Origin of the sequence: Jannaschia halovivens (genome assembly GCF_046452375.1) — a bacterium.
In the GTDB taxonomy this organism is placed as follows: Bacteria; Pseudomonadota; Alphaproteobacteria; order Rhodobacterales; family Rhodobacteraceae; genus Jannaschia; species Jannaschia halovivens.
Genome location: NZ_JBKFDJ010000001.1, coordinates 383834 through 404961, shown reverse-complemented (window position 1 = coordinate 404961; position 21128 = coordinate 383834). Strand labels below are relative to the sequence as shown.

At 67.7% G+C, this 21128-nt stretch carries 20 protein-coding genes; 9 read left to right on the top strand and 11 right to left on the bottom strand.

Features of this window, described 5'->3' with window-relative positions:
- Positions 1–48: 48 nt before the first annotated feature.
- Positions 49–507, bottom strand: a complete 459-nt coding sequence (gene iscR / locus ACK8OR_RS02080) for a Fe-S cluster assembly transcriptional regulator IscR (RefSeq protein ID WP_410187812.1) — start codon at positions 505–507, stop codon at positions 49–51.
- Between the two features lie 121 nt (positions 508–628).
- On the opposite strand from iscR, the gene ACK8OR_RS02075 reads away from it, so the two are divergent.
- The 3 genes from ACK8OR_RS02075 to ACK8OR_RS02065 are packed head-to-tail and all read left to right on the top strand — an operon-like array spanning position 629 to position 2115.
- Positions 629–1282 (top strand): alpha/beta hydrolase, encoded by a 654-nt coding sequence (locus tag ACK8OR_RS02075; RefSeq protein WP_298431490.1) that lies wholly within the window; start codon positions 629–631, stop codon positions 1280–1282.
- Between the two features lie 22 nt (positions 1283–1304).
- Positions 1305–1541 carry a hypothetical protein gene (locus tag ACK8OR_RS02070; RefSeq protein ID WP_410187811.1) on the top strand — a complete coding sequence of 79 codons (237 nt, stop codon included), beginning with the start codon at positions 1305–1307 and terminating at the stop codon, positions 1539–1541.
- A complete protein-coding gene (locus ACK8OR_RS02065; RefSeq protein ID WP_410187810.1) occupies positions 1534–2115 on the top strand; it encodes an HD domain-containing protein in 582 nt (193 codons plus the stop codon). Before ACK8OR_RS02070 ends, ACK8OR_RS02065 begins: the two co-directional genes overlap by 8 nt.
- 6 nt (positions 2116–2121) lie before the next feature.
- Here ACK8OR_RS02065 and ACK8OR_RS02060 read toward each other — a convergent pair whose 3' ends face one another.
- Positions 2122–2604: a VOC family protein gene (locus ACK8OR_RS02060; protein ID WP_410187809.1), complete on the bottom strand. Its 483-nt coding sequence runs from the start codon at positions 2602–2604 to the stop codon at positions 2122–2124.
- 164 nt (positions 2605–2768) lie between these two features.
- Here ACK8OR_RS02060 and ACK8OR_RS02055 point away from each other — a divergent pair, with 164 nt between their 5' ends.
- From ACK8OR_RS02055 to ACK8OR_RS02045, 3 genes are all read left to right on the top strand, one after another.
- A complete protein-coding gene (locus ACK8OR_RS02055) occupies positions 2769–3977 on the top strand; it encodes an NADP-dependent isocitrate dehydrogenase (RefSeq protein ID WP_410187808.1) in 1209 nt (402 codons plus the stop codon).
- 160 nt (positions 3978–4137) lie between these two features.
- Positions 4138–4779, top strand: coding sequence for a YitT family protein (locus ACK8OR_RS02050; RefSeq protein ID WP_410187807.1), 642 nt, complete (start codon positions 4138–4140; stop codon positions 4777–4779).
- 4 nt (positions 4780–4783) lie between these two features.
- A complete protein-coding gene (locus tag ACK8OR_RS02045) occupies positions 4784–5113 on the top strand; it encodes a DMT family transporter (protein WP_298431476.1) in 330 nt (109 codons plus the stop codon).
- Here ACK8OR_RS02045 and alaS read toward each other — a convergent pair.
- From alaS to ACK8OR_RS02030, 3 genes are all read right to left on the bottom strand, one after another.
- On the bottom strand, positions 5110–7755 hold the full coding sequence (gene alaS, locus ACK8OR_RS02040; RefSeq protein ID WP_410187806.1) for an alanine--tRNA ligase: 2646 nt from the start codon (positions 7753–7755) through the stop codon (positions 5110–5112). The two genes, ACK8OR_RS02045 and alaS, sit on opposite strands and share 4 nt — an antisense overlap.
- A gap of 159 nt (positions 7756–7914) precedes the next feature.
- The gene (gene recA / locus ACK8OR_RS02035; protein ID WP_410187805.1) at positions 7915–8988 is read right to left on the bottom strand and encodes a recombinase RecA; all 1074 of its coding nucleotides are present in this window, start codon (positions 8986–8988) and stop codon (positions 7915–7917) included.
- A complete protein-coding gene (locus tag ACK8OR_RS02030; RefSeq protein WP_410189908.1) occupies positions 8961–9173 on the bottom strand; it encodes a hypothetical protein in 213 nt (70 codons plus the stop codon). Before ACK8OR_RS02030 ends, recA begins: the two co-directional genes overlap by 28 nt.
- On the opposite strand from ACK8OR_RS02030, the gene ACK8OR_RS02025 reads away from it, so the two are divergent.
- On the top strand, positions 9172–9753 hold the full coding sequence (locus tag ACK8OR_RS02025; RefSeq protein ID WP_410187804.1) for a gamma-glutamyl kinase: 582 nt from the start codon (positions 9172–9174) through the stop codon (positions 9751–9753). The two genes, ACK8OR_RS02030 and ACK8OR_RS02025, sit on opposite strands and share 2 nt — an antisense overlap.
- Before the next feature lie 80 nt (positions 9754–9833).
- On the opposite strand, the gene ACK8OR_RS02020 is transcribed toward ACK8OR_RS02025, so the two are convergent.
- The 4 genes from ACK8OR_RS02020 to ACK8OR_RS02005 all read right to left on the bottom strand — a co-directional run bounded on the left by ACK8OR_RS02020 (position 9834) and on the right by ACK8OR_RS02005 (position 16292).
- Positions 9834–12578 carry an ATP-binding protein gene (locus ACK8OR_RS02020; protein ID WP_410187803.1) on the bottom strand — a complete coding sequence of 915 codons (2745 nt, stop codon included), beginning with the start codon at positions 12576–12578 and terminating at the stop codon, positions 9834–9836.
- Between the two features lie 177 nt (positions 12579–12755).
- On the bottom strand, positions 12756–13925 hold the full coding sequence (locus ACK8OR_RS02015) for an RsmB/NOP family class I SAM-dependent RNA methyltransferase (RefSeq protein ID WP_410187802.1): 1170 nt from the start codon (positions 13923–13925) through the stop codon (positions 12756–12758).
- Positions 13926–13928: 3 nt separating this feature from the next.
- Positions 13929–15377, bottom strand: a complete 1449-nt coding sequence (gene guaB, locus ACK8OR_RS02010; RefSeq protein ID WP_410187801.1) for an IMP dehydrogenase — start codon at positions 15375–15377, stop codon at positions 13929–13931.
- Between the two features lie 81 nt (positions 15378–15458).
- Positions 15459–16292, bottom strand: coding sequence for a universal stress protein (locus ACK8OR_RS02005; protein WP_410187800.1), 834 nt, complete (start codon positions 16290–16292; stop codon positions 15459–15461).
- Positions 16293–16442: 150 nt separating this feature from the next.
- Between ACK8OR_RS02005 and thrS the strand changes: the two genes are divergently transcribed.
- Together thrS and ACK8OR_RS01995 are read left to right on the top strand one after the other, a co-directional pair.
- Positions 16443–18389: a threonine--tRNA ligase gene (gene thrS / locus ACK8OR_RS02000; RefSeq protein ID WP_410187799.1), complete on the top strand. Its 1947-nt coding sequence runs from the start codon at positions 16443–16445 to the stop codon at positions 18387–18389.
- A gap of 307 nt (positions 18390–18696) precedes the next feature.
- Complete coding sequence (locus ACK8OR_RS01995; protein ID WP_410187798.1) at positions 18697–19311, top strand: SOUL family heme-binding protein; 615 nt, start codon at positions 18697–18699, stop codon at positions 19309–19311.
- Here the strand turns inward: ACK8OR_RS01995 and ACK8OR_RS01990 are convergent.
- Positions 19308–19961 (bottom strand): SOS response-associated peptidase, encoded by a 654-nt coding sequence (locus ACK8OR_RS01990; RefSeq protein ID WP_410187797.1) that lies wholly within the window; start codon positions 19959–19961, stop codon positions 19308–19310. The two genes, ACK8OR_RS01995 and ACK8OR_RS01990, sit on opposite strands and share 4 nt — an antisense overlap.
- 4 nt (positions 19962–19965) lie before the next feature.
- The gene (locus ACK8OR_RS01985) at positions 19966–21069 is read right to left on the bottom strand and encodes a sensor histidine kinase (protein ID WP_410187796.1); all 1104 of its coding nucleotides are present in this window, start codon (positions 21067–21069) and stop codon (positions 19966–19968) included.
- Positions 21070–21128: the final 59 nt, after the last annotated feature.

The window sequence follows — 21128 nt, the reverse complement described above, 5'->3', positions numbered from 1 at the left end:
GGCCCCCCGGCTTGGGGCTCGGTCCGGGGGGCTGGCCCCCCGGCGCGATCACTCGTCCACCACTTCGAAGAGCGAGGGCACCGCGGGACAGGGGGTCAATTCGTTCTGCACGACATCCGACAGCCGCGTCTGATGCAGGAACACGTAGACATGGGCCGAAAGCGATTCCCAAAGACGGTTCGTCATCGACTGCGCCCGGCTGCCGGACGAGCCGCCCTTGGCGCCGGCCCCCGTCTCCATCGCGGATACGGTCTCGTCCACGGCCCCGAGGATGTCCGACACCCGGATCGCGTCCGGCGCGCGCGCCAGCCGATAGCCGCCGCCGGGCCCGCGCACCGACGACACGAGCCCCGCGCGTCGCAGCTTCACGAAGAGCTGTTCGAGATAGGGCAGCGAGATGTCCTGCCGCCGCGAGATGTCGCCCAGCGAGGTCAGCGCCTCTTCGGGCTGCATCGCCAGATCCGTGAGGGCGACCATCGCGTAACGGCCCTTGGTGCTCAGCTTCATGGCGCCCTCCCGTGGCGAAGACCCTGTGCGTTGACCCCGGCGCGGACGCGGCTTACCTGTGCCCACCGGTGAGCGAGCGACATATCGACCCGCCAGCCGCGCCGTCAATGCAGGAGCTTTCATGCCCGAAGTGATCTTCCCCGGCCCCGAGGGCCGCCTCGAGGGCCGCTACCATCCCCAGAAGGTTAAGGACGCGCCCATCGCGATCGTCCTGCATCCGCATCCGCAATTCGGTGGTACGATGAACAACAAGGTCGTCTACAACCTGCATTACGCGTTCCATTCGCTGGGCTTCACGGTGTTGCGGTTCAATTTCCGTGGTGTCGGGCGGAGCCAGGGCGAATACGACCAGGGCATCGGCGAGCTGTCGGATGCCGCCTCCGCGCTCGACTACCTCCAGTCGATGAACCCCAATTCCAAGCATTGCTGGGTTGCGGGCTTCTCGTTCGGCGCGTGGATCGGGATGCAGCTTCTGATGCGCCGCCCCGAGATCACAGGCTTCATCTCCGTTTCGCCGCCCGCCGATCGCTACGATTTTAGCTTCCTTGCGCCCTGCCCCTCCTCCGGCCTGATCATCAACGGCGGCGCCGACCGCGTGGCCCCGCCGACCGATACGGTGACGCTGGTCAACAAGCTGCACGAGCAAAAGGGCATAACCATCACCCACGAGGAGATGGAGGGCGCCGGGCACTTCTTCGAGGATCCGCATATGGACCCGATGATCGACAGCGTGAAATCCTACGTCTCGCGCCGCCTGACCGAGACCACGCGGTGAGACCCGCCGGCGGAGCGACCCGGTGAGCGCGCTCGCCGAAAAGCTGGCCGACAAGCTGGCGGCCGACGTGATCGCCCATGTCGAAGCGACGGGCGACGAGGACATGATCAAGATCATGGGTACCGCGCTGGGCGACTCGTCCCAGACCCTGCAGGAAGCGTTCATCACCTCCGTCCGGGTCCAGCGTGCTGCGCTCCGGGCGCAGGAACTGCTCCGCCGTCGCATCGCCGAGCACGCGGCCGCCAAGGTCGATGACTGACGGCGATCTCGACGCCCGCGCGGCCTTCCTGATGGAGGCGGATCGCCTCAAATCCGTGATCCGCGCGACCCGCCTCGCCGATGGCAGCCGCTACGAGAACTCGGCCGAGCACTCCTGGCATCTGACGCTCTTCGCGCTCGTGATGGCGCCGCACGCGCCCGAAGGCGTGTCGATCGACCGGGTGATCCGGATGCTGATCCTGCATGACCTCGTCGAGATCGACGCGGGCGACAATCCGATCTTCGGCACCGTCGACGCGGTCGCGCAAGCCGCCGAGGAGGCCGTCGCCGCGGATCGGATCTTCGGCCTGCTGCCGCCCGATCAGGGCCGCGACTTCCGCGCTCTCTGGGACGAATTCGAGGCGGTCGAGACGGTGGATGCCCGCTTCGCCAAGGCGCTCGACCGGATGCAGACGCCGCTTCTCAACATCGAGAACGGCGGCGGCTCCTGGGCCGAATACGACGTGACCGAAGACCAGGTTCGGTCCCGCGTCGGCACCCAGGTCGAACGGGGTGCGCCGATCCTGTGGGCGTGGCTGTCACCGCTGATCGCGCGCTTCTTCGCGCGGTCCTGACGCCCGTCAGGCGGCGTCGCCCGCCGCGATCAGCCCCGCAACATCCAGTGGCCCGTTCGTCATCACCAGCGCACCGTCCGCACCCCGAGGCCAGTCTTCCGCGGCCCGGTCGCGGTAGAGCTCGACCCCGTTGCCATCGGGATCGTCCAGATAGACCGCCTCGGACACGCCGTGATCGGAAGCGCCGGTCAGCGCAAAGCCGGCCTCCGTCACGCGCCGCACGACCCGCCCGAGCGCTGCGCGATCCGGGTAGAGATAGGCGCCGTGGAACAGGCCTGTATGCCCCGGCGGCGGCGGCGTCCCGCCGCGCGAGCCCCAGATGTTCAACCCGATATGGTGATGGTAGCCGTCAGCCCCGAGAAACGCTGCCGTCCGCCCGATCCGGGCCTGTACCTCAAATCCGAGCAGCGTGTAGAACGCGACCGCCCGGTCGAGATCCGCGACCCTAAGATGAATATGCCCGACGCGGGGGCCCGTGCGCTCAGCCATGGCGTTCTCCTTTGCGTGCGACCCTGCGCCGTGCCGCGGCGGCGATCCATTCCGCACGGCCGCACGGCCAACGTGCGCCCGGCGGTATGCGATGGCATACCATCTGGCCAGCGCCCGCGAGATGCGCTATCGGACGGGCGAACACCAATCACCACGAGGCCCCCATGTCCAAGATCAAGGTAGAGAACCCCGTCGTCGAGCTCGACGGCGACGAGATGACCCGCATCATCTGGCAGTTCATCAAGGACAAGCTGATCCTGCCGTACCTGGACATCGACCTGCTCTACTACGACCTCGGGATGGAGAGCCGCGACGAGACCGACGACCAGATCACCATCGACGCCGCCGAGAAGATCAAGGAGGTCGGCGTCGGCGTGAAATGCGCCACGATCACGCCGGACGAGGCGCGGGTCGAGGAGTTCGGCCTCAAGAAGATGTGGCGCTCGCCCAACGGCACGATCCGCAACATCCTGGGCGGCGTCGTCTTCCGCGAGCCGATCATCTGCCAGAACGTGCCGCGCCTCGTGCCCGGTTGGACGCAGCCCATCGTCATCGGCCGTCACGCCTTCGGCGACCAGTACCGCGCCACCGACATGAAGTTCCCCGGCCCGGGCAAGCTGACGATGAAATTCGTCGGCGAAGACGGCACCGTCGAGGAGCACGAGGTGTTCGACGCGCCGTCGTCGGGCGTGTTCATGTCGATGTACAACCTCGACAAGTCGATCGAGGACTTCGCCCGCGCGTCCTTCGAATACGGCCTCAAGCGCAACTACCCGGTCTACCTGTCGACCAAGAACACGATCATGAAGCAGTATGACGGCCAGTTCATGCTGATCTTCCAGCGCATCTTCGACGCCGAATATGCCGACAAGTTCAAGGAAGCGGGCATCACCTACGAGCACCGCCTGATCGACGACATGGTGGCCTCGGCGATGAAGTGGTCCGGCGGTTATGTCTGGGCCTGCAAGAACTACGACGGCGACGTTCAGTCGGACACGGTGGCGCAGGGCTTCGGCTCGCTGGGCCTGATGACCTCGCAGCTCATGACCCCCGACGGCAAGATCGTCGAGGCAGAGGCCGCCCACGGCACCGTCACGCGCCACTACCGTCAGCACCAGGCCGGCAAGGAGACGTCGACCAACTCGATCGCGTCGATCTTCGCTTGGACCGGCGGTCTCAAGCACCGCGCCAAGCTCGACGGCAACGACCAGCTCATGACCTTCGCCGAGACGCTGGAGAAGGTCATCGTCGATACGGTCGAGTCCGGCCACATGACGAAGGACCTGGCTCTGCTTGTCGGACCGGACCAGAAGTGGCTGACCACGATGGGTTTCCTCGAGAAGATCGACGAGAATCTGCAGGCCGCACTCTAGGTCACACGCCGCGCCGCAGGAACGAAACAACGAAGGCACCCCCGGCGGGGTGCCTTTTTGCTGCGCATCGCTTGCCCTTTGGACCCGCGCAACATGGCGCGCGCCACCAAGGCTCCCACGGCCGCTTCCCCCGGCCGGAAAGCCGCGATAGGCCGGGAGCATGGCCCGCACCCAGACCCCAGACGATGCGCAGGAGCCGCATCGGCCCGCCCTGTCGCACAGCCTTCTGGAGGACGCGCAGGCACTTCTCCTCGGGACGGCGCTCTGCGCCCTCGGCGTCCAGTTCCTGACCGCGGCGGGACTCGTCACCGGCCAGACGGCGGGTCTCGGCGTCCTTCTGTCCTACGTCACCGGCTGGTCCTTCGGGCTTTGGTTCTTTCTTCTGAACCTACCGTTCTACGTGCTGGGCTGGATCCGTCTCGGGCCGCGCTTCGTGGCGAAGACGGTGATCGCCGTCACCCTCGTCTCGCTCTTCAGCCGCGGGCTCCCCGAGGTACTCAGCTTTGACCGCCTCGATCCGTGGACGGCGTCGGCCCTGTCGGGCGCGGTCATCGGGATGGGTCTCATGGTGATCTTCCGGCACGGCGCGTCGCTCGGCGGCATCGGCATCCTCGCGCTCTGGCTGCAGGAGCGGTTCGGCCTGCGCGCGGGCCTCGTCCAGCTCGGGTTCGACGCGCTGCTCTTCGCGGCAGCCTTCGCCATTCTCGACCCCTGGCTCGTCACCGCGTCGCTCCTCGGCGCGGTCATCGTGAACCTCATCGTCGCGGTGAACCACCGCCGCGACCGCTATATCGGACGGTGACCCCATGCCCTGGCTCTACCTCGTTCTCGCCATCGCGACGGAAACCATCGGCACCACGGCCCTGAAGGCGTCGGACGGGTTCAGCCGGCTCTGGCCATCGCTGCTGACGGTGGCGGCCTACGCGTTATCCTTTTGGTTCCTCGCGATCGTCCTCAAGACCATCCCGGTCGGGATCGCCTATGCGATCTGGTCGGGTCTGGGCATCGTCCTGATCGCCGCGATCGGCTGGGTTGCCTTCGGCCAGCGTCTCGACGCGCCCGCCCTGATCGGCATGGCGCTGATCGTGGCCGGGATCGTCGTGATGCAGCTCTTCTCGAACACGACGGGGCACTAGGCCCCTTCGATCACCCCGCGGACCGCCGCCAGCGCCGCGTCGGCCTGCGCGATATCCGCGCCACCGCCCTGCGCCATCTCGGGCCGACCGCCGCCGCCGCGCCCGCCGAGCGCCTCGACCGCGGCCCTGACGAGATCGACTGCCGAAACCCGATCGACCAGGTCCTTCGTCACACCCGCCGCCACGGCAGGCTTGGCGCCGGTATCGGCGATCAGCACCGCGATCCCGGAGCCGAGCGTCTGCTTCTGGGCGTCGATCATGGCGCCGAGGTCCTTGCCCGAAACACCGGAAACAACCTGAAGAACGGCCTGCATCCCATTGATCTCGATCGCTTCCGCGCCTGCGCCTATGGCCGCGTCGCGACGAAGCTGCGCGATTTCGGATTGCAGGGCCTTCCGCTCATCCATCAGCGCACGCACCCGGTCGGAAACTTCGTCAGCCTGCACCTTGAAGAGGTTGGCCAGTTCGGACACCCGCGCGTCCTGCGCCCTGAGATGGTCCATCGCCGCCTGCCCGGTCAGTGCCTCGATCCGACGTACGCCCGCGCTGCTCGCCTGGTCGCCCAGCGTCACGAAGGCCCCGATCTCGCCGGTGCGGCCGACATGGGTGCCGCCACACAACTCGATCGAATAAGTCGCCCCGTCGCTGCCCTTGCCGGACCCGTCGCTCCGCCCCATCGACACGACGCGAACCTCGTCCCCGTATTTTTCGCCGAACAGCGCCTGGGCCCCGAGAGCGCGCGCATCGTCGGGCGCCATGATCCGGGTCGAGACGGCGGAGTTTTGGCGGATGAAGGCGTTCACCTCGGCCTCGATGCCCGCCAGTTGGTCGCGCGTCATCGCGTGCCCATGGCTGAAGTCGAAGCGCAGACGATCGGGTGCGTTGAGCGAACCACGCTGCGCCACGTGGTCGCCCAGGGCCGCGCGCAGTGCCTCGTGCAGAAGGTGTGTCGCCGAATGGTTCGCACGGATCGCCGAGCGGCGCGCGTGGTCCACAACCAGCTCTGCCGTCTGACCCGGCGCGATCCGGCCCTCGTCGACCGTGACCATATGCAAAAAGACCCCGCCGATCCGCTTGGTGTCGGTGATCGACCCGCGCCCGCCATCGGTCCGCACGGTTCCCGTGTCGCCCACTTGGCCGCCGCTCTCGCCGTAGAAGGGCGTCTGGTTGACGACCATCGCGGCGGTCTCGCCCGCCTCGGCGGCGTCGATCGCATCGCCATCGCGTACGAGAGCCAGCACCTGTCCCTCGGCGGTCTCGGTGTCGTAGCCGAGGAATTCGGTCGATCCATGCTCCTCGGCCAGATCGAACCAGATCGCCGCATCCGCCTGCTCGCCCGATCCGGACCAGGCCGCGCGGGCCCGCGCCTTCTGTTCGGCCATTTCGGCATCGAAGCCCGCGACGTCGACCGCCATCCCCTTCTCGCGCAGCGCATCCTGCGTCAGGTCCAGCGGAAACCCGTAGGTGTCGTAGAGCTTGAAGGCCGCCGCTCCGCCCAGCGTACCGCCCTCGGGCAAACGGCCGACCTCGTCCTCCAGAAGCCGCAATCCGCGATCCAACGTCGAGCGGAACCGCTCTTCCTCGCCGCGCAACGTCTCCTCGATGACGGATTTGCCTCGAACCAGCTCGGGGTAGTGGTCGCCCATCTGGCGCACGAGTTCCGGCACCAGCCGGTGCATCACCGGGTCCTTCGCACCCGCTTGATGCGCATGCCGCATCGCGCGCCGCATGATCCGGCGGAGCACGTAGCCGCGCCCCTCATTCGAGGGCATCACGCCGTCGGCAATCAGGAACGAGGTCGAGCGCAGGTGGTCGGCGATGACGCGATGGTGGATGTTCTGCGGCCCGTCCGCGTCGGTCGAGGTCGCGTGCGCGGACGCCTCGATCAGCGCTCGCATCAGGTCGGTGTCGTAATTGTCGTGATGGCCCTGCAGCAGGGCGCCGATCCGCTCCAACCCCATCCCCGTGTCGATCGACTGCATCTCAAGCGGTCGCATCGTGCCGTCCTCGAACTGCTCGTTCTGCATGAAGACGACGTTCCAGATCTCGATGAACCGGTCGCCATCCTCATCCGGGCTTCCGGGGGGGCCGCCGGGGATATGGTCGCCGTGGTCGTAGAAGATTTCGGTGCAGGGCCCGCAGGGCCCGGTCGGTCCCATGCGCCAGAAGTTGTCGTCCGTGGCGATCCGGATGATCCGATCCTCGGGCACGCCGACCTTGCGCCAGATCTCGAACGCCTCGTCGTCGGTATGGTACACGGTCGTTAGGAGGCGCGAGGCATCGATCCCGAAATCCTTGGTGATCAACTCCCATGCGAAGGGGATCGCGTCGGATTTGAAGTAATCCCCGAAGCTGAAATTTCCCAGCATCTCGAAGAAGGTATGGTGGCGCGCCGTGTAGCCGACATTGTCGAGGTCGTTGTGCTTGCCCCCCGCGCGGACGCATTTCTGGGCGGTGGTCGCGCGGCTGTAATCGCGGTGTTCGACCCCGGTGAAGACATTCTTGAATTGCACCATGCCCGAATTGACGAACATCAGCGTCGGGTCGTTGCGCGGCACCAGCGGCGAGCTTTCGACGACGGCATGATCCTGACGCGCGAAATAGTCGAGGAAGGTCGAGCGGATGTCGTTCAGGCTGGCCATATCGGTCCCCGTAAGCGGTGCGCGCCCGTCCTAGCCGGGGCCTCCGATCCCGTCCAGTGTAAGGGAACGCAAAGGCGAACCGGGGCCGCCCTTCGGCGACCCCGTTCCCATCTCCGGCGCGATGCAGCAGACCCGGCGCGTGGCGCGCCCGGCCCGCGATCATTCGTCGTCGAGTACCTCGTCATGGTCCGACTTGGACATCTGGAAGTCCAACCCGTGCGCCGCACGGATCTTGTCCTCGATCTCCTCGGCCACGGACGGATTGTCCTTGAGGAACTGCTTGGAATTCTCGCGCCCCTGACCGATCCGCTCGTCACCGTAGCTGAACCAAGCGCCGGACTTGTCGACGACCCCGGCCTTGACGCCCAGGTCTAGGAGCTCGCCCGTCTTCGAGATGCCCTCGCCGAACATGATGTCGAACTCGACGACCTTGAAGGGCGGCGCGACCTTGTTCTTGACGATCTTCACCTTGGTCTGGTTGCCGACCACCTCGTCGCGATCCTTGATGGCGCCGATGCGACGGATATCGAGCCGCACCGAGGAGTAGAACTTCAGCGCGTTGCCGCCAGTCGTCGTCTCGGGCGAGCCGAACATGACGCCGATCTTCATCCGGATCTGGTTGATGAAGATCACCATGCATCCCGACCGGTTGATCGAACCGGTCAGCTTGCGCATCGCCTGGCTCATCAGGCGGGCATGCACGCCGACCGAGCTGTCGCCCATGTCGCCCTCGAGCTCGGATTTCGGGGTCAGGGCCGCGACCGAGTCGACGACCACCATGTTCACCGCGCCCGACCGCACCAGCGTGTCGACGATCTCCAGTGCCTGCTCGCCCGTGTCGGGCTGGGAGATCAGGAGCTCGTCCAGATCCACGCCCAGCTTGCGCGCGTATTGCGGGTCGAGCGCGTGCTCGGCATCGACGAATGCGCAGACGCCGCCCTTCTTCTGCTCCTCGGCGATCGCATGGAGCGTCAGGGTCGTCTTGCCCGAGCTTTCGGGACCGTAGATCTCGATCACGCGGCCCTTCGGCAGACCACCGATACCAAGCGCGATGTCGAGGCCCAGCGACCCGGTCGACGTCGCCTCGATATCGGGAAGGACGTTCTCGCCGCCCAGCTTCATGATGGAGCCCTTGCCGAACTGCCGTTCGATCTGGGCCAGCGCCGAATCCAGCGCCTTCTGCTTGTCGCCGCCGCGTTTGTCGGTCATGTCGAGTAGGTTCGCCGTTGCCATGGTATCGGCCCTTGTTGCACGCTGCCGCAAAGGCGGCAATCTCGGTTTCCGTTCACGTCCTGTTCCTTGCATTCGATATGGAACAGATGCGGAACATAATCAAGCCCCGCCGTGGTTGTTCGATAATCCGCGTCTTTGCTTAAGATGCGCTTAATGGCCGCGAGTGCGGCGCGGAGGCGTTCCATGCTGGTATTCTGGAAGGCGCGGCTCGTGCTGCTTGCGGTGCCGAAGACCGGCACGACCGCGCTCGAGGCGACGCTGGCCCCCCATGCCGATGCCGCGATCGTCAATCCGCCGGGCCTCAAGCATTGCACCGTCCGCAAATACCGCCGGGAGCTGGCGGCCTTCTTCGAGCAGAAGGGTCGTCGTCCGATGGAGCTGGTGGCGACGGTGCGCGAACCCATCGATTGGCTGGGCAGTTGGTATCGATATCGACAGCGGGCCGCGCTGGACGGGCAGCCGAATTCGACGGCCGATGTGAGGTTCGACGCCTTCGTCACGGCCTATCTCGCCGATCCGCAGCCCGATTTCGCCCGCGTCGGCGCGCAGGCCCAGTTCCTTGCGGGGGGTGTCGATCACCTCTTCCGCTATGGTGACGGCGCGCTGGTGCCGTTCCTGGCCGAGCGGCTTGGACTGGAAATCGATCTGCCCCGGATGAACGTCTCGCCCGCGGGCGCGCTCGATCTATCGGCCGAGACAGAAGCCCGACTTCGCCGCGAACGGCCCGAGGAGTTCCGGGTCTGGAACGAGGCGGGGCGCGGATAATCCCGAGAGGTATCGACGCGGGGAGCCGACGGTCGTCGCGCCGCGTCCGGAGCGCCCTACCGCCGCGGATCAGCGGCGCGCTAGACCAATGCCCGCTCGACGGTCCGCGTCAAATCGTTGAGCGAGAACGGCTTGGGCAGGAAGACCGCGTTCGGAACGGGCGCGCTCGTCTCGGTCATGGCGTCCTGGGTGTAGCCGGAGATGAAGATCGTTCGCACATCGGGGCGGCGAAGCAGCGCCTCGCGCACCCAGGTCGGTCCGTCGAGGCCGGGCATCATGACGTCGGTGACGAAGAGGTCCACTTCGATCGACCGATCCTCCAACGTCTGCAGCGCATCCTCGGCGCAGGCCGCCTCGAGCACGTGATAACCACGCAGGCGCAGGGCTCGCGATGCGAAGGCGCGAACCGGGGCCTCGTCCTCGACGAGAAGAACGATCGGCTGACGATCTTCGGGAGCGCCTTGCGACATATCGGTGAGAGCGGCCTCGATATCCTGCGCGACCGCGACCTCGGGGGAGTCCGCGTCCGCGACGGACGTCGCCTCTAGCTCGGATGGGTCGCTCTCCGGACGCTCGGTTCGAGCTGATCGACCGACACCCCCCTCACCATCGCCGCAAGCGGCCTCGACGGCCTGCATCACGGCGTCGGACACATCGTCCTCGGCGTCGCAAGAGAGGTTGTCATGGGCTGCGGCACCGGGTTCGTCGTCCTTCTCGGGCGCGAGGTCCGCGTCGACCTCGATCCCCCCCGCTTCGCGCGATAACGCCTCGGACTGTCGCGCACTGTCCGATACCGAGGTATCGAAATCTGCATCGTCTGACATCTCCCGGGCGGCAACCTGGGTGTCATCGGGGGCATCATCCATCGCAACGGCGTCGGGTTCGGCACCTTCCGCGGACCTATCCGGCGCTTTCTGTTCTTCCGTTTGCCGAGCGGCGATCGGCGCGTCCGATGACCGTTCGTCTTCGGTTTGAATGGGCTGCAAGACCGGCGCGGCCAGGGATGCGGGCGCGTCCTCCGCGCGTGACCGCTCGCCCGGGAAGTAGAGGCTGAACTGCGTGCCGACATCCGGCGTGCTGTCGACGAAGATGTAGCCGCCGCACTGCTTGACGATGCCATAGGCCATCGAGAGCCCAAGCCCGGTCCCCTCGCCCGGACGCTTGGTTGTGAAGAAGGGCTCGAAGATGCGGCCGACCGCATCGGGCGGGATGCCCGAGCCCTGGTCGCTGACCGTGATGACGACGTATTGGCCCGCCGGCACGGTGACCTGGTCGCGAGCCATCGGACGGTCGAGATAGCGGCATTGCGTTTCCAGCACGATCTCGCCGCCGTCGGGCATCGCGTCGCGCGCATTCACGACGAGGTTCATCAGCACCTGTTCCAACTGGCGCCGGTCGCCGCGGATCGGGACGAGTGCGGGATCATGCGACAGCGTCAACGCGACGCGCTCGCCCACCAGGCGGTTGAGCAGATGCGTCAGGTCGCCCAGCGTGTCGCGCAAATCGATATCCGCCATCTCGAGCGTCTGCTTGCGCGAGAACGCCAGGAGCTGCCCCACGAGCGCCGCCGCACGGTTGGCGTTCTGCGTGATCTGCGCGAGGTCGGCGTAATCCTCGTCCCCTTCGCCGTGGCGCAGCATCAGGAGGTCGCAATGTCCCGAAATCGCGGTCAGCAGGTTGTTGAAATCATGGGCGATCCCGCCCGCGAGCTGTCCGATCGCCTGCATCTTCTGGCTCTGCACGAACTGCGCTTCCATGGTCTTAAGCGCCGTCGCGTCGTTCAGCACCGCGATCAGCCCCTCGCCGCCGCCGCCGACGGGCCGCCCGAGCGTGATCTGGAGGAACCGCTCGGGGGACGCGCCGGTGACGCGCACGATCTCGGCATGGTTGAGGCCGCGGCCCGCCGCCGCCTCGCTGACCCATTCGCGCACCGAGCGCCCGAGCCCTTCGACCATCGCGGCCAGTCGCCGTTCGGCCCCTTCGCCCGAGGGGGGCAGCAAGTCACGCGCGGCACGGTTGGCGGAGGTCACAGAGCCCCCGGCGTCGAGCTTCAGGAGCGCGACCGGCAATGCGTCGAGCGGGACACGACCGTCCGCATCCTCGCCGCCCGGCAGGACGAACACTTCCTGCCGTCCGTTTACCGGGTCCGAGAGCACAACGCGCACCTGTTCGGGTCCGTCCTTGGTGCGCAGGGTGTTCAGACCGCCATTCTGGAGCGGCACGTCGTCAAAGAGATCGCGCACGCGCTTGGCGCGGCGGCCGACCACGGAGCGCAGGATCTCGTTCATGTAGAGGATCGTGCCGGACGGCCCGAAGGTCAGGATCGGAAGGCCGATGCCATCGGCGGCGCGCACGGGTCGGTCCACGAGGTCCTCGAGCCGCCAGAGATAGCCGCCGGGTATGCGGTGAACGGCGACCCTGACCTGGCCGCGCCGGGTCACCACATCCTCGCGCGCCGAGGTGGTGTCGGCGGCGGCGAGGCGCAGGCGATGGATCACGGCGTCCGGATTGGCGAAGAGCGGCTCGAGCGCGCGGGTCATGGTCGAGCCGTCATGGCCCCCGAACCGGTCGAGCGCCGCGCGGTTCTGGGCGAAGATCGCGCCCTGTTCGTCGGTGCAGAAACCGGGCGCCGCGTCGTGTTCGAGAAACTCCATCACGATGTCGAGGCGCCGATGCGATGCGCGCGCCATGCCCCAGGAAATCAGGTGGAGCGCGACGAAGATCGCGCCGAGCGCGGCGGCAGCGGCGATCAACAGGTCGCGTGAGGCGTCCGAGGCCGTCGCCAACGACACGCCGAGCGCCCCCAGCGCAACCACGAGAAACACTGCGGATCCGGCCTGCAACCGTCGCAACAAGATGGCCGTCTCGCCCAATGGCGTGCCCGCAGGATGGCCGTCGGCCCACCCCTCCAAGAAAGAATCGCTCCATAATATAGGGCCGGAAATCGTTAAAGTCGCATTAACGTCCGTGAATCCGGCGGCGGCGCGATCCGGCCGCGGAGGTCAGGCGGGGCGCCCGAGAAGGCTCAAATGGAAGCCGTCGGCGCCGTCGAGCGGCGTCGTGTCCCACCGCAACCCGCGTACGAGGCTCGGATGGCGGTCCAGCGCGGCCTCGACGCGGGCTTCATTCTCCTCGCGCAGGAGCGAGCACGTCACGTAGGCGAGCCAGCCACCCGGCGCAAGCATCGCGACCGCGCGGTCAATGATCGTGTCCTGCAGGGATGTCAGCTCGGCAAGCCGCTCCGGCGTCAGGCGCCACTTTGCCTCGGGCGCGCGACGCCAGCTGCCGGAACCGCTGCAGGGCACGTCGGCGATGATGCCATCGAAGGGCGCCAGCGCCTCGGGCGTGGTCGTGGTCTCGATCGCGGCCCCGGCGCGGGCGGCGCGGACCGGCAGATCGCGCATCCGGGCGGGGTCGGCGTCGTGCGCGACGATCTCGGCGCCAGTGCGGGCCGCGTAGGCCAGCGCCTTGCCGCCGCCCCCTGCGCAGAGGTCGAGGACCCGAGCGGCCTCCGGCAGACGGTCGATCACGGCTTGGCTGCCGGCATCCTGCAACTCGAAATGGCCCATCTCGAATTCCGGCAGCGCGGTCAGGCCACGGGGCGCGCCCTCGACCGTGACCGCGATCGGCGAGAGAGGGTGCGCATCGGCGGCGTGGCCGGCCGCGACCAACCGATCGATCAGCACCGGACGCGTCGTTTTCGCCGTGTTGACGCGGAGGATCACGGGCGCGCGGTCGCGCAGGGCGGCCGCGATAGCACCCGCATCGGCGCCCTGCGCGGCCCGCAGCCGCTCGAGCAGCCACTCGGGCAGGTCGAGCGCCACCGCCTCGGGTAACGGGCCAGGATCGGGCATCCGGTCCAGCGGCGCGGGCGCGTGGGTGCTGCCGTCGAATAGCGGCGCGAGATCGGCCCCCTGCCCCGCGAGAAGGCCTGCCATGACCTGCCGCCCGTTCATCGCCTCGGGCGCGACATCGCCGAGCCCCCCGGCCCAGGCCGACGACCGCAGGCGTCGCAGCGCGTCGAAGACGTGGTCGCGCACCGCCGCCCGGTCCTTCGACCCGGCATAACGCGCGCCCCGGGCCCAGCCGGTCAGCGCGCGTTCGGCGGCCGTACCGGCGAAGACGGCATCCAGCACCTCGATCGCCGCCTGCACGCGGGCCCCCGGACGCATCGGTCAGGCGCCCCGGTAGTTCGGGCTCTCACGCGTGATCTGGACGTCGTGGACATGGCTTTCGGTCAGCCCCGCGCCCGTGATCTTCACGAAGCGGCACCCTGTCCGCATCTCGTCGACCGTGGCACAGCCGGTATAGCCCATCGCGGCCCGCAAGCCGCCGACGAGCTGGTGGACGACCGCGCCCGCCGAGCCCTTGTAGGGCACCTGCCCCTCGATCCCCTCGGGGACGAGCTTGTCGGAGGCGGCGTCCTTCTGGAAATACCGGTCCGCCGAACCCCGCGCCATGGCGCCGAGCGAGCCCATGCCGCGATAGGATTTGAACGACCGGCCCTGGTAGAGGATGACCTCGCCCGGGCTTTCGTCGGTGCCCGCGATCATGCTGCCGACCATTGCGCAGGACGCGCCCGCGGCGATGGCCTTGGCGAAATCGCCCGAGAACTTGATGCCGCCATCGGCGATGACCGGCACGTCGCCCGCCGCACCCGCCGCGTCCATGATCGCGGTGAGCTGCGGCACGCCGACGCCCGCGACGATGCGCGTGGTGCAGATGGATCCGGGGCCAATGCCGACCTTCACCGCATCCGCGCCCGCGTCGATCAGGGCGCGCGTGCCCTCGGCGGTGGCGACGTTGCCCGCGACGACCTGCACCGTGTTCGACAGCCGCTTGATGCGGTCGACCGCCTGGCCCACGCCCTCGGAATGGCCATGGGCCGTGTCCACCACGATCAGGTCGCAACCCGCGTCGATCAGCGCCTCGGAGCGCTCGAAGCCCGCATCGCCGACGGTGGTGGCGGCGGCGACGCGCAGGCGGCCCAACTCGTCCTTGCAGGCATGGGGGTTGAGCACCGCCTGCTCGATATCCTTGATCGTCAGGAGCCCAGTCAGGTGGCCTTTGGCGTTGACGACCAGCAGCTTTTCGATTCGGCGGGCATGCATCACCGACTTCGCCTCGGCGAGGTCCACGGGCTCGTGCAGGATGGCGAGGTTGTCGCTGGTCATCATGGTGGCCACGGGCGTCGCGTCGTCGCTGGCGAAGCGCATGTCACGGTTGGTGACGATCCCCAAGACACGCCCCGCCTCGTCGGTCACGGGAAAGCCCGTAACGCGATACCGCTCCTGCAGAGCCTTGGCGTCGGCCAGCGTCTGATCGGGGCGCAGCGTCACGGGGTTGTAGACAATCCCGCTCTCGAAGCGTTTGACACGGCGCACTTCCTTTTGCTGCGCGTCGAGGTCGAGATTGCGATGGATCACCCCCATCCCGCCGGCCTGGGCCATGGCGATCGCCATCCGCGCCTCGGTCACGGTGTCCATCGCCGAGGACAGGACCGGGATGTTGAGCGCGATCGATTTCGTGACCCGCGTGCGGGTGTCGGCGGTGCCGGGCAGAACCTGGCTCGGGCCGGGCACGAGCAGCACGTCGTCGAAGGTGAGGGCCTCGCGAATCTCCATGGCAGAACTCCGTGGGAGGGGATCGGTTGGCACCTTCCTATTTCACCCCCCGCCCGCGATGGAAACCCCGCGCGTGCGACGTCAGTCCGGTGGCGCGATCAGCACGTCGCAGGGCGCATGGAGCGCCACCCGTTCGGCCGTCTCGCCCAGAAGGAAGCGCGCCAGCCCCGCGCGCGCATGGCGGCCGACGACGATGAGGTCGGCACCGCTCGATGCCGACGCCTCGATCAGCGCTTGCGCGGGGGCCGCGATCAGCGCCTCGCGCGCGACCTCGAGATCCGGCGCGTCGGCCTTGAGCCCGGCCACCGCCTGGTCCAACGCCTCCTCCAGCCGCTGTTGCTGGCCGGGGCTGGCAAGGTCGACCGCATAGGGCGCGCCCGTCACCATGTCGGCCCAGGCATGGAGCAGCGTGACATGTTCGAGCGGGGCCAGCGCCTTGGCCAGCTTCATGGCGCTGGTGCTCGCGGGTGAGAAATCCCAGCCCGCCACGGCGCGGGTATAGAGCCGCGTCGCCGGCTCGACCGCCACGAGGATCGGGACCGCGACCGCGCGCATCAGCCGCGACAGCGCGGGCGAGCCGACCAGCTCGGCCAGGCCCCGGTCGCGATGGGAGCCGACGACCACCAGCGACGCGCCACGATCGGCGGCGATCCGGCCCAGAAGCTTGGCGACCTGGCCCGCCTCGACGTCGATCCGCGGCGCCTCGGCCTTCAGGATCGCATCGCCCTGCACCCGCGCGCGCAGCTCGACCTCGGCCTCCTCGGAGCGGCGCTGCAGGATCGCGGCGGGCAAGTCGTCGTCGATCACGTGCACGATATGGAGCGCGGCGCCCATCCGTTCGGCGAGGACGGCGGCGCGCCGAAGCGCGAGATCGGACCGGGCGCTGAGGTCCGTGGCGGCGATGATCGGTCCCATGGCAGGGCTCCTTCTCGGGTCGGGGCGCCACATCTGCCACGTGCCCGCACCCCCCTGCCTTGACGCGGATCAACCTCGCGGCCAGAACGCGCCCACGACATACCCGCAACCGGGCGTTCCGTGGGCGCCGAACCGACGAGGAGGACACACATGTCCCAGATCACCCTCACCTTTCCCGATGGCAATTCGCGCGACGTGCCCGCCGGCATCACGCCCGGTGAAGTGGCTGCCGATATCTCGAAATCCCTGTCGAAGAAGGCGATCTCGGCGCAGGTAAACGGCGCGCATTGGGACCTGGCGTGGCCTATCGAGACGGATGCGAAGATCGCCATCAACACGATGCAGGACGAGGCCCCGGCGCTGGAGCTGATCCGCCACGACCTGGCACACGTCATGGCGCGCGCCGTGCAGGCGATCTGGCCCGACGTGAAGGTCACGATCGGCCCGGTCCGCGACTTCGGCTGGTTCTACGATTTCGACCGCGCCGAGCCCTTCACGCCTGAGGACCTCGGCCAGATCGAAGCCGAGATGAAGCGCATCATCGCCGCCCGCGACCCGGTCCGCACCGAGGTCTGGCCGCGCGACCGCGCCCGCGCCCATTACGAGGCGGCGAACGAGCCCTTCAAGGTCGAGCTTCTGGACCGCATTCCGGGCGACGAACCGATCCGGATGTACTGGCACGGCGACTGGCAGGATCTCTGCCGCGGCCCGCATCTGCAGCACACCGGCCAGATCCCGGCGGACGCCTTCAAGCTGACCCGCGTGTCCTCGGCCTATTGGCTGGGCGACAGCGACCGGCCGCAGCTTCAGCGCATCTACGGCATCGCGTTTCGCAATCGCGACGACCTCAAGGCGCATCAGAAGTTCCTCGAGGAGGCCGAGGCGCGCGATCACCGCCGGCTGGGCCGCGAGATGGACCTCTACCACATGCAGGAGGAGGCGCCGGGCCAGGTCTTCTGGCACCCGAACGGCTGGACGATCTATACGACGCTGCAGGACTACATGCGCCGCAAGCAGCGCGCCGACGGCTATGTCGAGGTGAACACGCCGCAGGTCGTGGATCGCAAGCTCTGGGAGGCGTCGGGCCACTGGGACAAGTACCAGGACCATATGTTCATCGTCGAGGTGGACGAGGAGCACGCGCGCGAGAAGGCGATTAACGCGCTCAAGCCCATGAACTGCCCGTGCCACGTGCAGGTCTACAATCAGGGCCTGAAATCCTACCGTGACCTGCCGCTCAGGATGGCCGAATTCGGCTCCTGCTCGCGCTACGAGCCGTCGGGCGCGCTGCACGGCATCATGCGCGTCCGCGGCTTCACGCAGGATGACGCGCATATCTTCTGTACCGAGGACCAGATCGAGGCGGAATGCGCCAAGTTCATCACGTTCCTCGCGTCGGTCTACAAGGATCTCGGCTTCGAGAAATTCGACATCGCCTTCGCGACCCGGCCAGAAAAGCGCGTCGGCACGGACGAGGCATGGGACCATGTCGAGGGCGCGCTCGAGGCGGCGATCAAATCCGTCGGCGCGCCTTACCGCGTCGAGGAGGGCGACGGCGCATTCTATGGCCCGAAGCTCGACTTCTACCTGACCGACGCGATCGGCCGGGTCTGGCAATGCGGCACGTTCCAGGTCGATCCAAACCTGCCCGAGCGGCTGGGGGCCAGCTATGTGGGCGAGGATGGCGACAAGCATCGACCCTACATGCTGCACCGCGCCTGCCTCGGGTCGTTCGAGCGGTTCATCGGTATCCTGATCGAGAATTCCTCGGGCCGCCTGCCCTTCTGGCTCGCCCCGAGGCAGGTCGTGGTCGCATCCATCGTGTCGGAGGCGGATGATTACGTGGCCGAGGTCGTCGCCGCGCTCACCAAGGCGGGCGTGCGCGCCGAGGCGGACATCCGCAACGAGAAGATCAACTACAAGGTGCGCGAGCACTCGCTGGGCAAGGTCCCCGCGATCCTCGCCATCGGTCGGCAGGAGGTCGAGGATCGAACCGTCACCCTGCGGCGTCTCGGAGAGAAGCAGACCGAGGTTCTGGGGCTGGACGAAGTAGTGGCTATGCTGGGCCGCGAGGCGACGCCGCCGGACCTCGCCTGACTGTTTCGTCCTTTAGAACAATGCGCGTGAAGCGGCGCATTGTCCTGAACTGACCCCACATGCGCCGCAATCGCGCCACATTGCAGTAGCAGTTTGTTAAGCAAGGCAACGGTTCGGGCCGGGGTTGACCAACATCCTCCCCCCTTTTGACGGTCCCCCGGCTGAACCGAAACCTCTCTCCCTGAAGACTGGTCGGCCCGCGCGTCACGCGCGGGTCGCTCCATTTCCGGGCGCTCCCTTCGCTCGGGAACCACGCCGGGGGCTCGCGGCTTGTGTACGCGACCAGTGACCTACGCGAGGACCCGGCATGAAGATTTCCACGGCGTTCGAGCAGATGCTCGATCTCGGCCTCCATATCGTGGCGCCCGCCACCGCGCGGGCCCGGACCGAAAGCCCCGCCTACGAGGTGCTGTCCACCGAAGGCCAATTCGAGCTTCGGCGTTACGCGGGCCAGATTGTCGCCGAAACCACCGCCACCGGCCCCAAATCGGAGGTCGAGGACGATCTCTTTCCGCGCCTGGCCGGGTTCATCTTCGCCTCCGAACGAGATGGCCCCGAGATCGACATGACGACGCCGGTCCAGCTTGCACCGGAGGGCATCTCGGTCGCCGACGACCCGACGGGCGCGGGGGTCTATACGATGCGCTTCGTCATGCCCGCCAAGTGGACGATCGACACCCTGCCCCGCCCGCGGGACCCCCGTGTCTCGATCCGCGAGGTGCCCGCCCGCCGCGTCGCGGTCCTGTCGTTCAAGGGGGCCGCGACCGACGAGGTATTGCGCAGCAAGGCCGCGGCGCTGCGCGCACATGTGGCCGAACAGGGCTGGACCGCTGAAGGCGCGGTGGAGTTCGCCTCCTACGATCCGCCGGTGACGCCTGCCCCCTTCAAGCTGCACGAGGTGCGGGTCGCCGTGGCGGACTAGTCCTCGATCAGCGGGTCGATGAGTTCGGGGCCGGTCGCGCGGTTCGAGTTGACGGTCGGCGCCACGCGGTAGCGCGCGATCCGGCCCTCGGGCGCGGCCCGCATCAGGGGCGCGGCGCCCGTCCCCTCCTCGCCCAGCCAAAGGCCCCAGTCGGCCGGGTCCAAGGTGACCGGCTCGCGGTGATGGATCTCGGCCATGGTCGGCCCGGCGGCGCAGCTGACGATGGCGCAGGTCGGCACGCGATCCGCACCCCAGTCCTGCCAGATGCCCGCGAAGACGAGCATCTCGACCTCGACCGGGTGGAAGTACCAAGGCAGCCGTGCCCCGTCCGACCCCTTGGTCCACTCGTAGAACCCCGTCGCGGGCACGAGACATCGCCGTTCGCGCACCGCCGCGCGGAATGCCGGCTTCTCGGCGATCGTCTCGGCCCGCGCGTTGATGATCAGCGGCCCGTCGGTCGGGGTGTCGTACCAGTGCGGCAGGAAGCCCCAGCGCATCGAGACGAGGCGGCGGCCCGCGACGACGACCGGCACCTGCACAGTTGGGCAGACGTTGTAATTGGGGATGTCCGGCAGATCGTTTGCGGGCTTTGCCGCAAAGGCCTGCGCCATCGCGTCATGGGGCAAGGTTAGGGCGTAGCGGCCGCACATCGCTTTACAGCCCGGAGAGCGGAAACTCCAACACGCCGCGATAGCCGGTCGGCCCGGCGCTCAGGTGCAACTCGCCCCCGAGCTGGGTGGCCGACGCCTGCATGATCCTGAGCCCGAGGCCCGACCGCTCGCCCAGGGGCGGCTGGGCGGCGTGTCCGATGCCGTCGTCTTCACAGACGATGATGTAGCGGTTGCCGTCCTCGATCGCGCCGCGCAGATGGACCTGCCCCGCGCGCCCGTCGGGAAAGGCGTGCTTGCATGAATTGCTCGCCAGCTCGTTGACCAGCACGCCCAGAGCGGAGGCTTGGCGGGAGACCAGCGACAGCGGCTCGAATTCGGCGATCAGCTCGACCTGCGAGGGCGCGGCGGCCTGGAGGTGCCGCGTGATGCGACCGAGATAGCCGTCCAGCGCGATCGGCTTCTCGGGCTCGTCGGTCTGGTAGAGATCGGCATGCAGCTCGACCATAACCTGTATGCGCCGCTCGACCGAAGCCAGCGCGGTCCGCGTCTCCTCGCTGACGGCCTGTCGGGCGGCCATGCGGGTCAGAACGGTCACGTTGGCGAGGCTGTTCTTGACGCGGTGGTCGACCTCGCGCCGGAGGACGTCCTGCTGGCGCATCGCCTCGTGCAGTTCGAGCGTCCGCATGATCTGGCCGGCCAGCACCTCGAGCCCGCGCCGTTGCCGCTTGGACAGGGTGCGGGGCACGCGGTCGAGAACGCAGAGCGTGCCCAGCACGATGCCGGTATTCGTCACGATCTGCGCACCCGCATAGAAGCGAAGCGGATCGTCGGCGTTGGTCACCAGCGGGTTGTCGCGCGTGCGCGGGTCGAGTTGCGTGTCGGAAATCTCCAGAAGGTCTTCCTGGAGGATCGCGTGGCTGCAGATCGAACTGTCGAGCCCCGTGCTGTCGAGATCGACGCCGCAGCGCGCCTCGAACCGCTGATCGGCCTCGTGCACGATTGAGACCAACGCTATGGGGCAATCGCAGATCTGCGCGGCCAGCTCGACCATCCCGTCGAAGACGCCGGAATGATGCTGGGTCCCCAGATCATAGCGCCGAATGGCGGCAAGTCTCTCGATCTGGTTGAAGGGCGTGGCAGCCAGCATGACACGATCCTGATCGTAATGCGCCGCGACCTTGCCAGTAACGCAACGCCGTCTTTGCA